The sequence below is a fragment of the Brevundimonas sp. SPF441 genome, assembly GCF_009661015.1.
GTDB lineage: Bacteria > Pseudomonadota > Alphaproteobacteria > Caulobacterales > Caulobacteraceae > Brevundimonas > Brevundimonas vesicularis.
Window position 1 is genome coordinate 133,495 of sequence record NZ_WJWX01000001.1, and the last position, 12,653, is coordinate 146,147.

Annotated in this window: 8 protein-coding genes and 1 pseudogene; 5 read left to right on the forward strand and 4 right to left on the reverse strand. The window is 65.8% G+C overall.

Features of this window, described 5'->3' with window-relative positions:
• The first annotated feature begins 6 nt into the window (after positions 1-6).
• The 4 genes and pseudogenes from metC to GGC30_RS00665 all read left to right on the forward strand — a co-directional run bounded on the left by metC (position 7) and on the right by GGC30_RS00665 (position 6,074).
• Positions 7-1,185, forward strand: a complete 1,179-nt coding sequence (gene metC / locus GGC30_RS00650; protein WP_153921823.1) for a cystathionine beta-lyase — start codon at positions 7-9, stop codon at positions 1,183-1,185.
• A 23-nt stretch (positions 1,186-1,208) separates the two neighbouring features.
• Positions 1,209-2,555, forward strand: coding sequence for an O-antigen ligase family protein (locus GGC30_RS00655; protein WP_370451806.1), 1,347 nt, complete (start codon positions 1,209-1,211; stop codon positions 2,553-2,555).
• Between the two features lie 69 nt (positions 2,556-2,624).
• A pseudogene (locus GGC30_RS00660) lies at positions 2,625-4,613 on the forward strand (DNA topoisomerase IV subunit B); the annotation flags it as partial.
• 48 nt (positions 4,614-4,661) lie between these two features.
• Positions 4,662-6,074 (forward strand): FAD-binding oxidoreductase, encoded by a 1,413-nt coding sequence (locus GGC30_RS00665; protein WP_153921826.1) that lies wholly within the window; start codon positions 4,662-4,664, stop codon positions 6,072-6,074.
• A gap of 18 nt (positions 6,075-6,092) precedes the next feature.
• On the opposite strand, the gene parC is transcribed toward GGC30_RS00665, so the two are convergent.
• Positions 6,093-8,294 carry a DNA topoisomerase IV subunit A gene (gene parC / locus GGC30_RS00670; protein WP_153921830.1) on the reverse strand — a complete coding sequence of 734 codons (2,202 nt, stop codon included), beginning with the start codon at positions 8,292-8,294 and terminating at the stop codon, positions 6,093-6,095.
• Between the two features lie 133 nt (positions 8,295-8,427).
• Between parC and GGC30_RS00675 the strand changes: the two genes are divergently transcribed.
• A complete protein-coding gene (locus GGC30_RS00675; RefSeq protein WP_153921833.1) occupies positions 8,428-10,158 on the forward strand; it encodes a cytochrome c biogenesis protein DipZ in 1,731 nt (576 codons plus the stop codon).
• Here the strand turns inward: GGC30_RS00675 and recO are convergent.
• The 3 genes from recO to GGC30_RS00690 are packed head-to-tail and all read right to left on the reverse strand — an operon-like array spanning position 10,155 to position 12,648.
• Positions 10,155-10,886 carry a DNA repair protein RecO gene (gene recO / locus GGC30_RS00680; protein ID WP_153921836.1) on the reverse strand — a complete coding sequence of 244 codons (732 nt, stop codon included), beginning with the start codon at positions 10,884-10,886 and terminating at the stop codon, positions 10,155-10,157. The genes GGC30_RS00675 and recO overlap by 4 nt on opposite strands.
• Positions 10,886-11,362 carry a nuclear transport factor 2 family protein gene (locus GGC30_RS00685; RefSeq protein WP_153921839.1) on the reverse strand — a complete coding sequence of 159 codons (477 nt, stop codon included), beginning with the start codon at positions 11,360-11,362 and terminating at the stop codon, positions 10,886-10,888. Before GGC30_RS00685 ends, recO begins: the two co-directional genes overlap by 1 nt.
• A gap of 47 nt (positions 11,363-11,409) precedes the next feature.
• Complete coding sequence (locus tag GGC30_RS00690; RefSeq protein WP_370451807.1) at positions 11,410-12,648, reverse strand: serine hydrolase domain-containing protein; 1,239 nt, start codon at positions 12,646-12,648, stop codon at positions 11,410-11,412.
• Positions 12,649-12,653: the final 5 nt, after the last annotated feature.

The window sequence follows — 12,653 nt, forward strand, 5'->3', positions numbered from 1 at the left end:
GGGGCCATGTCGCCGCATTCGGACCGCACCCGCCTGATCGCCGCCGCCACGCGACGCGGCCAGGGCCGGCGCGGCGTCAATCCGCCGATCGAGCGCGCCTCGACGATGTTGAGCGATAGCGCGGCCGTCATGCGCGACGAGACCGACGGGCCGACCTATGGCCTCAGCGGGACCAGCGCCGCCCGCGATCTTCGCCGCGCCCTGGCCGATCTGGAGGGCGCGGAGGGGGCCTTCCTCGTTCCGTCGGGCCTTGCGGCCGTCACAGTTCCGCTGCTGGCGCTTTTGAGACCGGGCGACGAGGTGGTCACAACAGACGCCGTCTATGGTCCGACGCGCCGGTTCCTGAGCCGTTATCAATCGACCCGCGGCGTCACGACCCGCTTTTTGCCCGCAGACGCAGACGCGCAGGCTGTTCTGGCCGCCATCGGCGAACGCACGCGGTTGGTGCTGATGGAGTCGCCAGCCTCTCTCACATTCGAAATGGTCGATGTCGCCGCCGTGGCCCAGGCCTGCCGCACACGAGGCGTCCTGACGGTGGTCGATAATACCTGGGCCGCCGGCCTGGCCTATCGTCCGCTGGCCCATGGCGTGGATGTCAGCGTTCAGGCCGTCACCAAATATGTCGGCGGTCATTCGGACGTGCTGATGGGCTGTATTGCGTCGAACAATCCCGCCTGCCTGCGCGCGATCGGCGACACCATCGAGGATCTCGGCTGGCATGTGTCGCCCGATGACGCCTGGCTTGCGCTGCGCGGCCTGCGGACCCTGCCGCTGCGCTATGCCGAACAGGCCCGGTCGGCTTTGATCATCGCGGAGTGGCTGCACGCTCGACCCGAGGTGTCCCGCGTCTTTTATCCACCCCTGCCCGGCTCGATCGGCCATGACGTGTGGCGGCGAGATTTTACCGGCGCGGCGTCCCTGATGGGCGTGGTTATGAAGGGCGGCGACAAGGCGGCGGGCGAGGCGTGCCTGAACGCCCTGACACTGTTCGGCCTCGGTTATTCCTGGGGCGGGTTCGAAAGCCTGATCACCCACGAGACCCATCAGATGGACTACCGCTGCCATCCGCCCGTGCTTGAGGGCGAACTGATCCGACTGCATGTCGGTTTGGAAGACCCCTCCGAACTGATCGCCGATTTGGAACGAGGTCTCGCCGCCTTCACCGCCGCGCTCACGGTTCCTTAAGCGCCGCAAAGGACTGTGCGCCCGTGCGCGAACCGCCCGTTCAGACCCCGGATGATTCGCCGCCGCTGTGGGAACAGTGGGCGGCCGGCTTCGTCATCTTCATGCTGACCGGCGCCTTGATCGCGCCCGTGATCGCGCCGACCCAGGTCGAAACGCCGATCCTGCGTTTCATCTGGTTGCCGGTCTATGCCGTCATCGCCGGCCTGATCGTCTTTCGCTTCGACAAGGTAATACGCGCCTGGCCCGCTTGGCTGATGATGTTCGCTCTGGTCGCCCTGTGTTTCGTCTCGAAATACTGGTCCATCGACCCCGAGGTCACTGAGCGCCGCGTCATCGCCATGGCGATTAACAGCGCTTTCGCCGTCTATCTGGGCGCCCGGTTCCGTGACGACGCCCTGCCGCGCGTCCTGATGTACACCTGTTTGGTGATGGCGATCGGCAGCCTGATCATGGTGTTCGGCTATCCGAAGGTCGGGGTGCACCAGTTCGACAACGCCGGCCTGTGGCGCGGCCTCTGGTACGAGAAGAACCAGATGGGGCTGGTCATGGTGGTAGGCGCCGTCTCCGCCGCAGCGACCCTGGCCGCCGATCATATCGCGGGACGCAGCCATCGGTTCTGGATCTGCCTGCTGACATTGGGCCTCACCACGCTCTTGGTGCTTGCCACCCAGTCCAAGACGTCGCTTCTGTGCTGGGGCTTGGGCCTGGGCATGATCGGCGGATGGTGGGCGTTGAAACAGGGCGGCGCCGTCATCACCGTCATCGGCATCTGGCTTGCCGTCATCGTTGCGGCGGGCGCAACCTGGCTGTGGAACTCCGACTCCGCCGCAATCCTCGAGGCGCTGGGCAAGGACCCGTCGCTGACAGGCCGCACCCTGATCTGGGAAGCCCTTATGCGGAAGGTCGCCGAGCGCCCCTGGACCGGATATGGCTTCAGCGCCTTCTGGGGCGTGGACTCGATCCCTGCGCGCGAAATCCGCATCGAGACCCAATGGCCCGTCCCCTCCGCCCACAACGGCTGGATCGATCTGCTCGTGCAACTGGGCTGGCCCGGTGCGGTGGCGGTAGGGGCCATCATGGCGCTCTCTGCGATCTTCGTCATCGCGCGCACGAACGGGCTCGGTGCGCGCGAAGGCTATTGGAGCATCGCCTATCTATCCGCCTTCACCGCTTTGAGCCTGTCAGAGAGCGTCCTGCTGACCCACGCTAACCTGCCGTGGATCCTGATGTTGGCGATTATGGCCCGCTCCGTGACCTTCGATCCGGCCCCGGTTCGTGCGCCGCTTGCTCGACCGGCCTCACGGGCCTACCAGACCCGGTCCCGAATCGCCTCAGACTATGTGAATGGCCGCCGACCTCTTCGCTTTTGACGACGAACCCGAAGCTCGCAAACCCGAGCCGCCCAAGCCTGTTGCGGTGACCCCGCCTGCGGCTGCGTCCGTTATCGCCCCCCCCCCGCGCCGCCACCTGTTCAGGCCACAGCTACGACGGCGGCCGCCACCGGCTATTCCGCCTCATCCATCGAGGTGCTGGAAGGGCTTGAACCCGTTCGCAAACGCCCCGGCATGTATATCGGCGGCACCGACGAGCGCGCCCTGCACCACCTGTTCGCCGAAGTCCTGGATAACGCCATGGACGAGGCGGTGGCCAAACACGCCAAGCTGATCACCGTCGATCTGGACGCCGACGGCTATCTGTCGGTGCGCGACGACGGACGCGGCATCCCGGTCGATCCGCATCCGAAACATCCCGGCAAGTCGGCGCTGGAAGTCGTCATGACCGTCCTCCACTCCGGCGGCAAGTTTTCCGGCAAAGCCTATGAAACCTCAGGTGGTTTGCACGGCGTCGGCGTCTCGGTCGTCAACGCCCTGAGCGAAAGCGTCGAGGTCACGGTCTGGCGCGACGGTTTCGAATGGAAACAGGCCTTCAGCCGCGGCCACGTCCTGGCCCCGATCCAGCAAATTGGCCCGTCCAAGAAGCGCGGCACCTTGATCCGCTTCAAGCCCGACGACGAAATCTTCGGCATGGGCGCGGCCTTCAAGCCCGCTCGTCTATTCCGCATGGCGCGGTCTAAGGCCTATCTGTTCCGCGGCGTTGAAATTCGCTGGACTTGTGCGCCGGAGCGGATCACCGACGCCACTCCCGCTCAAGCCAGTCTGCATTTCCCCGGCGGCCTCGCCGACGCCCTGATCGACCGTATCGGTCAGCTGGAAACCGTCACCCCCACCTTTGCCGGCCGCGCCGAGCGCCAAGGCGAAGCGGGCGCCTTCGAATGGGCCGTCACCTGGTCGCCGATTGGCTTTGGTGAATCGGACGGCTTCATCCAGTCCTACTGCAACACCGTCTCCACGCCCGATGGCGGCACGCACGAGGCCGGCTTCCGCGCCGCCCTGGTCAAGGGGCTGAAATCCTACGGTGAACTGACCAATGAGAAGCGCGCCGCGATCATCACGGCCGAGGACGTCATCGCCAATGCCGGCGCCCTGATCAGCGTCTTCATCCGCAATCCCGAATTCCAGGGCCAGACCAAGGACCGTTTGTCCTCGCCCGAGGGTGCGCGCATTGTGGAGCAACTGCTGCGCGACCCGCTGGACCACTGGCTGACCGAGAGCCCCAAACAGGCCAACGCCCTGCTGGGCTTCGTAGTCGATCGCGCCGAGGACCGGCTGCGGCGCCGCAAGGACAAGGAGGTCCAGCGCGCCGCCGCCACGCGCAAGCTGCGCCTGCCCGGCAAGCTGTCGGACTGCAGCCGTCAGTCGGCCCAGGGTACCGAACTCTTCATCGTCGAAGGCGATTCGGCGGGCGGCTCGGCCAAACAGGCGCGCGACCGCACGACCCAGGCGATACTGCCCCTGCGCGGCAAGATCCTGAACGTCGCGTCCGCCACGGCCGACAAGCTGCGCGCCAACGTCGAACTGTCCGACCTGGCGTTGGCCTTGGGCGTCCAGCCCGGCAACCGGTTCAACATCGACGACCTGCGCTACGAGCGGATCGTCATCATGACCGACGCCGACGTGGACGGCGCGCACATCGCGGCCCTGCTGATCACCTTCTTTTACCGCGTCATGCCCGAGACGATCCGCCAGGGTCGGGTCTTCATGGCCCTGCCGCCGCTCTATCGCATCAGCGCCGGGCCTTTGAGCGAATACGCCCGCGACGACGCCCATCGCGACGAACTGCTGGGGACCGTATTCAAAAGCAAGAAGACCGAGATCGGCCGGTTCAAGGGCCTGGGCGAAATGATGGCCTCCCAGCTGAAGGAGACCACTATGGATCCCAAGAAGCGCACCCTGGCGCGCATTACGGTGCCCGACGCCGAGGCCAGCATCGAAGACCTGGTCGAGCGCCTGATGGGCAAGCGCGCCGACGCGCGCTTCCAGTTCATTCAGGAAAATGCTCAGTTCGTGAAAGAAGAACTCGACGTCTAAGGGCCTCGCCGCCCTTCCAACGCAAGGCGACCCCTGACAAAAGGGGGCATGCAGACGCCCGCCCCCTCCGCCGCCGTGCTTGACGAACTGAAGGCCGCACTCGGTCCGGGCGGCTGGACCCAGGATCCCGAGTTCATCGCGCCGTCGCTGACAGAATGGCGCAATCGCTGGACCGGCAACACGCCGATCCTGGTGACACCTCGTTCGACGGAAGAGGTTGCGCGCGCTGTGACGATCTGCGCTCGAGAGGGCGTCGCCATCACGCCCCAAGGCGGCGGCACCGGCTTGGTCGGCGGCCAGATCCCCTTCGGCGAGGTCCTGCTGTCGACCCGCAAGATGCGCGCCGTCCGCGATGTGACTCCGCTTGACGACGCCATGACGGTCGAAGCCGGCCTGACCCTGCTGGAGGCGCAGCAGGCGGCGACGGCGGCCGGCCGCTATTTCCCGCTCAGCCTGGCGGCTGAAGGCTCGGCCAGCATCGGCGGCGTCATCTCTACCAACGCCGGGGGCACCCAGGTTCTTCGGTACGGCATGATGCGCGATCTGGTCTTGGGTCTTGAGGCGGTCATGCCCAACGGCGAAATCTTCCGGGGCCTGAAGCGGCTGCGTAAGGACAACACCGGCTACGACTTGAAACAGCTGCTGATCGGCGCCGAGGGCACATTGGGTGTCGTGACCGCCGCCACGCTGAAACTCTTCCCCATCATACGCTCGCGCGCCGTCGCGGTGGTCGGGCTGGAAACAGCCGCCGCCTCGGTCGAACTGCTCGCCCGCGCCAAGGCCGAGACGGGCGGCGGGGTGGAGGCCTTCGAACTGATGAAGCGCCTCGGCATGGAACTGGTGCTGAAGAACATTCCCGACACCCGCGAGCCGCTGGACTCGGCGCCCGATTGGTACGTTCTGATCGAGATCGCTTCGGGCACGCCCGGCGGCGCCGAGGCCCAGATGGAGGCGCTGCTCGAGGTTGCCTTCGAGGGAGGCCTGATCACCGACGCCGCCATCGCCCAGAACGACGCACAGCGCGCCGCCTTCTGGCGTCTGCGTGAAGAACATTCGGCGGCCCTCAAGCCCGAGGGCGGCGGCTGGAAACACGACGTCTCCGTCCCCATTAGCCGCATCGCCGATTTCATCGACGAAGCCTCGGCCGCCGTCGAACGCTTCCACCCCGGCGCCCGCATCTCGGTCTTCGGCCATGTCGGTGACGGCAATCTGCACTACGACATTCTGCCGGGCGTCGGTCAGGACATCCCCGCCTTCATCGGCCGCTGGAAGGAAGGCTCGCAAGTGGTTCACGATGTTGTCGGAGCCTACGACGGCTCGATTTCGGCCGAACACGGTCTGGGTCGGCTGAAGACCGAAGAGGTCAAGCGCTACAAGTCCCCGCTCGAGATCGGAACCATGGCCGCCATCCGCCGCGCCATCGATCCCAAGCGCATCATGAACCCGTCAGTTCTGTTCTAGAACTGACGGGCGGGTCGCCTATCTGAACTTCCGCAGGCCTCTTGGGCCCTGACGACCGGCGCCGGCGCGTTTGCCCAGCCAGTCTTTCCAGTCGGGCCAGTTGCGACGACGTCCGCCGCCGTCGGCCCATTCCGGTCCCGTCTCTGCGTTGAAGACGGTGATGTCGGCGAGGCCGCCCTGTTTGAAGCTTTGCAGCTTCACGCCCTTACCGCGTCCCATTTCGGGCAGTTCGGCGAGAGGGAAGATCAGCGTCTTGATGTTCTCGCCGATGGTCGCGACACGATCGCCGGTCACCCGCAGCACCGCCAGCATTTCGCCGTTCAGCACCTGTTTGCCGCCGCGCTTCTGCGCCAGGGTGTCGTCTTCAGGCGCGATGAAGCCGTATCCGGCCTTTGATGCGATCAACAGCTTGCCGCCCGGCTGGTGGGCCAGGACGTTGATGATCTCGGCCTTCTCGTCCAGATCGATCATCAGGCGCAGCGGCTCGCCATGGCCGCGTCCGGACGCCAGCTTGTCCGCACCGATGGTGAAGATGCGCCCGTCCGACGCCGCCACCAGCAGCTTATCGGTCGTATAGGCGGGCACGAGATAGGCGAGTTGGTCGCCTTCCTTGAACTTCAGCTCCGACGGATCCTCGACCTTGCCCTTGGCGGCGCGGATCCAGCCGCGTTCCGACAGGATGACGGTGATCGCCTCGCGCGGAATGAAGGCCTCGGGCGCGACGAAGGCCGACGTATCCACCGCCTCAGCGATCGTGGTCCGGCGCGGCGAGATCAGCGCCTTGCGCACGGCCTCCAGCTCCTTGGAGATCGCCTTCCATTGCTTGCCTTCAGACGACGTCAGCGCCTTCAGATTAGCAAGTTCCTCCGACAGCGCATTGAATTCCTTTTCGATCGTCATCTCTTCCAGACGCGCCAACTGACGCAGCCGGGTGTCGAGGATGAAGTCGGCCTGAACCTCCGTCAGGCCGAACCGCGCGATCAGGACAGCCTTCGGCTGCTCCTCCTCACGGACGATGCGGATCACCTCGTCAAGGTTGAGGAAGACGATGCGCAAGCCTTCCAGCAGGTGGAGGCGCTTTTCGACCCGCTCGATCCGCCATTGCGAACGCCGGTTCAGCACCTCGCGCCGGTGATCCAGGAAGGCGCGCAGGCAGTCTTTCAGACCCATGACGCGAGGCGTGCCGCTGGCGTCCAGCACGTTCATGTTGATCGGGAAGCGGACTTCCAGATCGGAAAGCTTGAACAGGCTTTCCATCAGCATTTCAGGCTCGATGGTGCGGTTCTTGGGCTCCAGGATGAGGCGGATGTCCTCGGCCGATTCGTCGCGCACATCGCCCAGCAGAGGCGCCTTCTTTTGCTCGATCAGGTCCGCCAGCGCCTCGATCAGACGCGACTTCTGCACCTGATAGGGCATTTCGGTGACGATGATCCGCCACACGCCGCGCCCCAGATCCTCAGTTTCCCAGCGCGCGCGCAGGCGCACCCCGCCCCGGCCCGTCTCATAGGCGTCCAGGATCGAGGCATGACCCTCAACCGCAACGCCCCCGGTCGGGAAGTCGGGGCCCGGTACATGCTGCACTAGGTCTTCAGTCGTCGCGTCCGGCCGCTCCAGCAGCAATTGGCAGGCGTCGATCAGTTCGCCGACATTGTGCGGCGGGATCGAGGTGGCCATGCCGACCGCGATACCCGACGAGCCATTGGCCAGAAGATTCGGGAAGCCCGCGGGCAGGACGATCGGCTCCTCGTCCTGATCATCATAAGTGGGCCGGAAATCGACGGCGTCCTGATCGATGCCGTCCAGCAGCAGGACCGCGGCGGGCGTCAGTTTGCACTCGGTGTAGCGCATGGCCGCGGCGCTATCGCCGTCGATATTGCCGAAGTTCCCCTGACCGTCGACCAACGGATAACGCTGGGCGAAATCTTGGGCCAAGCGCACCAGGGCCTCATAGATCGAGGCGTCGCCGTGGGGGTGGTATCCGCCCATCACCTCGCCGACGACCTTGGCGCATTTGCGCGCCGCCGCCTGCGGGTTCAGCCGCATCTGATGCATGGCGTAGAGGATGCGTCGGTGCACGGGTTTGAAACCGTCACGCACGTCCGGCAGCGCGCGATTGGTGATGGTCGACAGGGCGTAGGCCAGATAGCGGCGGCTGAGCGCCGTCTCCATCGGCTCGTCGATGATGCGGCCGCCTTCCGGCGGCGGGGCGTGGATCGTCATGGCTCTGCGAATCGGGGATCGGAAGCGGGAAGTCTAGCCCGTAAGGCGCCAGATTGGGGGATAAGCGCGCTGGGGAGTCACCAAACCGCTCCGCCGTGCGTATGTGAGAGACACACCCTCGTCAGGCCGCGCCATGATCCTGTTCCTGCTGTCCTATCTCGCCGGCGTTCTGACCATCGTCAGTCCCTGCATCCTGCCGGTTCTGCCCTTCGTTTTCGCACGGGCGGATCGGCCTTTCATCCGCAACGGTTTGCCGTTGTTGGTCGGGATGGCCGTTACCTTTGCGGGCGTGGCGACGCTGGCGGCGCTGGGCGGCGGCTGGGCGGTTCGGGCCAATGAGGTCGGGCGCTGGATCGCCTTGGCCGTCATGGCGGTGCTGGGCGTCAGCCTGTTGTTTCCGGCCGTGGGCGATCGCCTGATGCGGCCGTTCGTGGCGGCGGGGTCCTGGCTGACCGATCGCGCCGAGCGCCAGGGCGGCGATCAGGGCGACGTGCGCTCGTCCCTGCTGCTCGGCGTCGCAACAGGGCTGCTCTGGGCGCCGTGCGCCGGACCCATTCTGGGCGTGATCCTGACGGGCGCAGCGCTTCAGGGCGCCGGCGTCGGAACGACGGTTCTGCTGCTGGCCTATGCAGCAGGCGCGGCGACATCGCTCGGCCTAGCCCTGCTGGTGGGCGGTCGCGTGTTCAAGGCCATGAAGGGCGCACTAGGCGTCGGCGAATGGGTAAGGCGCGGCCTGGGCGTGCTGGTGCTGATCGGCGTGGTCGTGATTGGCCTGGGTGCGGACACGGGGTTGTTGACCCGGATTTCGGCCGCCAGCACGGGCCGGATCGAACAGGCGCTGCTGGGCGGGATCGGGCGCGGCATGCCGACGAACCAGGCCCCGGCCGATCTGGCAAATCTGCCCGTCGAAGGGGTGATGCCGCCGCTGACCGGGGCGACGACCTGGATCAATACCCCGCCGCTCACGACCGAGCAGCTGAGGGGCAAGGTGGTTGTTGTCGATTTCTGGACCTACTCCTGCATCAACTGCATCCGCTCCATCCCCTACGTCCGCGCCTGGGCTGAGAAGTACAAGGACCAGGGTCTGGTGGTGATCGGCGTGCACACGCCCGAGTTCGCCTTCGAGAAATCCGAGGCCAATGTCCGCCAGAACATCCAGCGGCTGGGCATTACCTATCCGGTCGCCATGGACAATGAATTCGCCATCTGGCGGGCGTTCAAGAACCAGTACTGGCCGGCCCACTACTTCATCGACGCCAGGGGGCAGATCCGTCACCACCATTTCGGCGAAGGGGACTATGCGGGCTCCGAACGCGTGATTCAGCAACTTCTGAAGGAAGCGGGCGCCGCGAACGTCGCCAGCAATGTCGTCACAGTCCAGGCTGAGGGCGCGGAGGCCGCCGCCGACATGGCCCAGGTCGAATCGCCAGAGACGTACGTCGGCTATGGCCGCGCGGCGAACTTCCGCTCTCCCGGCGGCCTGGCCAACGACGTGATCAAGGACTATGTCGCCGCGCCGCTGAAACTGAACGATTGGAGCCTGTCGGGCCGCTGGCGCGTGACGCGTGAGCATGCCGACCTGCAGGCGGCCGGCGGCCGTATCGCCTTCCGCTTCAAGGCGCGCGATCTCCATCTGGTCATGGGCCCCAGCAAGCCGGGGGCACCCGTCCGCTTCCGTGTCCGGATCGATGGCGCGCCGCCGGGCGCGAACGCCGGCAGCGATATCGACGCCCAAGGCCTTGGGCGCGTCGATGGCGAGCGGCTGTACCAATTGGTCCGTCAAACGGGCGCGGTGCGCGAACGGACGTTCGAGATCGAGTTCCTGGATCCCGGCGTTCAGGTCTTCGCCTTCACTTTCGGCTAGAGCCGACCGGCGTCGCCCAGCTTGTCCAGCATCCACACGCGCGCAGGCGGCAGGGGCTTGTTCTGCGGATGGAAGACGAACTGCTCCAGGAAATGCCCCGTCAGGTCGAACCCGGCCCGGACGTCGCCCTCGATCAGACCGGATTGCGCGCCCAGCATGAAGGGCGGCAGGGTCAGCATCTTGTCGGCATAGGGAACGCCGGCGTCGCGACTGACCGCCCGGCCGGTGCGAGGACTGACGTAGATCAAGTCGTCGGCCGTGCCGGTCGCGGCGCATTTCGACAGGTCCAGGCCAAAGCCCAGATCTTCCAGCAGCCCCGCCTCGAATCGCACGAAAATCGCAGGCCAGACCGCAGGCATTTCGAACGCCGCCATCAGCGCCTCGAACGCCAGAAAGACGCCGGGATGCGGCTCACGCTCCGGCAACGCTCCTTGGGTCACGCCTGCCGCCGCCGCCAGTCCGGTCAGCGCCAAGGCGTCGTCGAACAGGGCGCTGGGCCCCTCGCCTACCGGCTCCAGCCGCACAGCGCCGAGGTGATCCGAGGTGCGGGCGCGGTAATCGGCCACGACTCGCGCGCCCGCCTGCAGGAACGGCTTCATCTTGCGTGACGCTCCGCCCGCCACATAGGCAGAGCGCCTGCCGTGGTTCTCGGTCAGCAGATCGACCACGGCGCCCGTATCGCCGTGGCTGCGCGCCGACAGGACGAACGCCTCTTCGTGGAAGTCCATCAGTCCGCCGGATCCTGAGCGATCAGCCCGACCACGCTCTTGGCCTTGTCGTTCGGCACGGTGAAACTGAGCACATATTGCTCGATCTTCCAGCCGTCGTGGGTCAGGCGCAGCACGCCTGAGCCTCGCGTCAGGCCGTAGGCGTCGTTGTCCAGCAACTCATCGAACCAGACGATGCAGCGGCAATCGCCCGGCGCCAGGGTCGCTACCCGGTCATGCGGGCGATAGGTCCAGCCTTTCCCCTGTGAGAAATAGGGCGTGGCATAGGCGCGAAACTCAGCCAGCGACCAGCGCTCGGTCGCATCCGTGCCGATGAACCGGGCATCAGGCGTAAACAGATCGAAATAGGCCTCGCCGTCCGCTCGCGAGGCCGCCGCGTGCATTCGGTCTAAAACGGCGCCGGCCTCGACGACGGGATCGCCCGCAGCCTGCGTCGACGAAGCGGAAAGGACGAGAGCGGCAAGAAGAGCGATCATGGTCTTGTTCTACTCCTGTTCTCCTCGCCGGGAAACAGTCGGACGCCTCAGCGCGCCAGCGTGGTCGGAAACTCGTGGCCCAAGGCCTCGGCCATCGCCTGCTGACTGATCAAGAAGACCTGGTCACGCAGGTGATAGTTGTTGGACAGGACGATCACCGTCACGTCGGCGTCCGGCTGATAGAGCATCAGGTTGCGGAATCCGCCCCAGCTGCCGGTGTGATAGATCTGGCGGTCCTGGAAGCTCGGCCGCACCTGATCGCCAAGACGGTTGGCGAAGATGCCGAAACCCCAGTCCCGACGTGGATGGCTGCGCTCGTTCGGCTTGGTGTCGGCCGGCGCGTGGTCAGCCAGCATCTGCTGATAGCTGACGGGGGTCAGCAGGCCGCCGCGGTGCAGCGCCCTCTGCCAGACCAGCAGGTCGTCCAGCGTCGAATAGACCGCGCCGGCGCCCGCCACGATAGAGGTGTTGGCGTTCGGCTGGGCCGCCAGACCGCCGGGGAAGTTGGCGTAGCCCATGATGACGCCGTGATCGCCGCCATCGAGATCAAGCCCGCTATCCTTCATGCCGAGAGGCTTGAAGAAGGTCTCACGCATATAGGTCTGAAAGGGCTTGCCGCTGGCCTTTTCGACGATGGCGGCGGCTAGATTGAAACCGGCGTTGTCGTACTGAACCTTTGCGCCCGGCTCGAACTGAAGGCCGAACCGTTTCGAATCCTCGGTCAGTTCGTCCAGCGTCGCCGGCGTCGTGCGGCGCATGCCCCAACCGGGCCGCGCCATCAGATCAGGAATGCCCGAAGTATGCGACAACAGATGGCTGATGCGGATCGGCGCCCAGGCCTGCGGACAGGGCTGGATCCATTTGCAGACTGGATCGGAGACGTTCAGCTTGCCCTCGTCCTGAAGCTTCAGGATCGCCGTCGCCGTGAACTGTTTAGAGATCGAGGCCAGACGGAAACGCGAATCCAGCGCCAGCGGCTGATTCTGCTCGTAGTTGGCCTTGCCATAGACCTGGCGGAACAGGACCTTGTCGCCCTTGGCCACCAGAACCGCGCCCGTGAAGCGGCCTGAAGCAGCTTCGCGATCCAGGCGCGCGGCCAGTTGCGGCAGGTCCTGAACCACGACCACGGGTGGTCGTGGCGGCGCATCGGCGCGCTCGGTCGCCAGTTCCACATCAGTCTTGGGCGCCACGGCCGTGGCGATGCCGCCCCAGACCGCGCCGCCGAGGATCAGCGCCCCGAGGACGCCCAGAACGAGCCGAGGATGACCCCCGGCGGTACGCGGCACATCAA

Excerpts from the sequence above, each read along its gene's own strand:
- GGC30_RS00665 (WP_153921826.1), top strand. The coding sequence starts at position 4,662 with ATGCAGACGCCCGCCCCCTCCGCCGCCGTGCTTGACGAACTGAAGGCC.
- metC (WP_153921823.1), top strand. The coding sequence starts at position 7 with ATGTCGCCGCATTCGGACCGCACCCGCCTGATCGCCGCCGCCACGCGA.
- parC (WP_153921830.1), bottom strand. The coding sequence starts at position 8,294 with ATGACGATCCACGCCCCGCCGCCGGAAGGCGGCCGCATCATCGACGAG.
- recO (WP_153921836.1), bottom strand. The coding sequence starts at position 10,886 with ATGGACTTCCACGAAGAGGCGTTCGTCCTGTCGGCGCGCAGCCACGGC.
- GGC30_RS00675 (WP_153921833.1), top strand. The coding sequence starts at position 8,428 with ATGATCCTGTTCCTGCTGTCCTATCTCGCCGGCGTTCTGACCATCGTC.
- GGC30_RS00685 (WP_153921839.1), bottom strand. The coding sequence starts at position 11,362 with ATGATCGCTCTTCTTGCCGCTCTCGTCCTTTCCGCTTCGTCGACGCAG.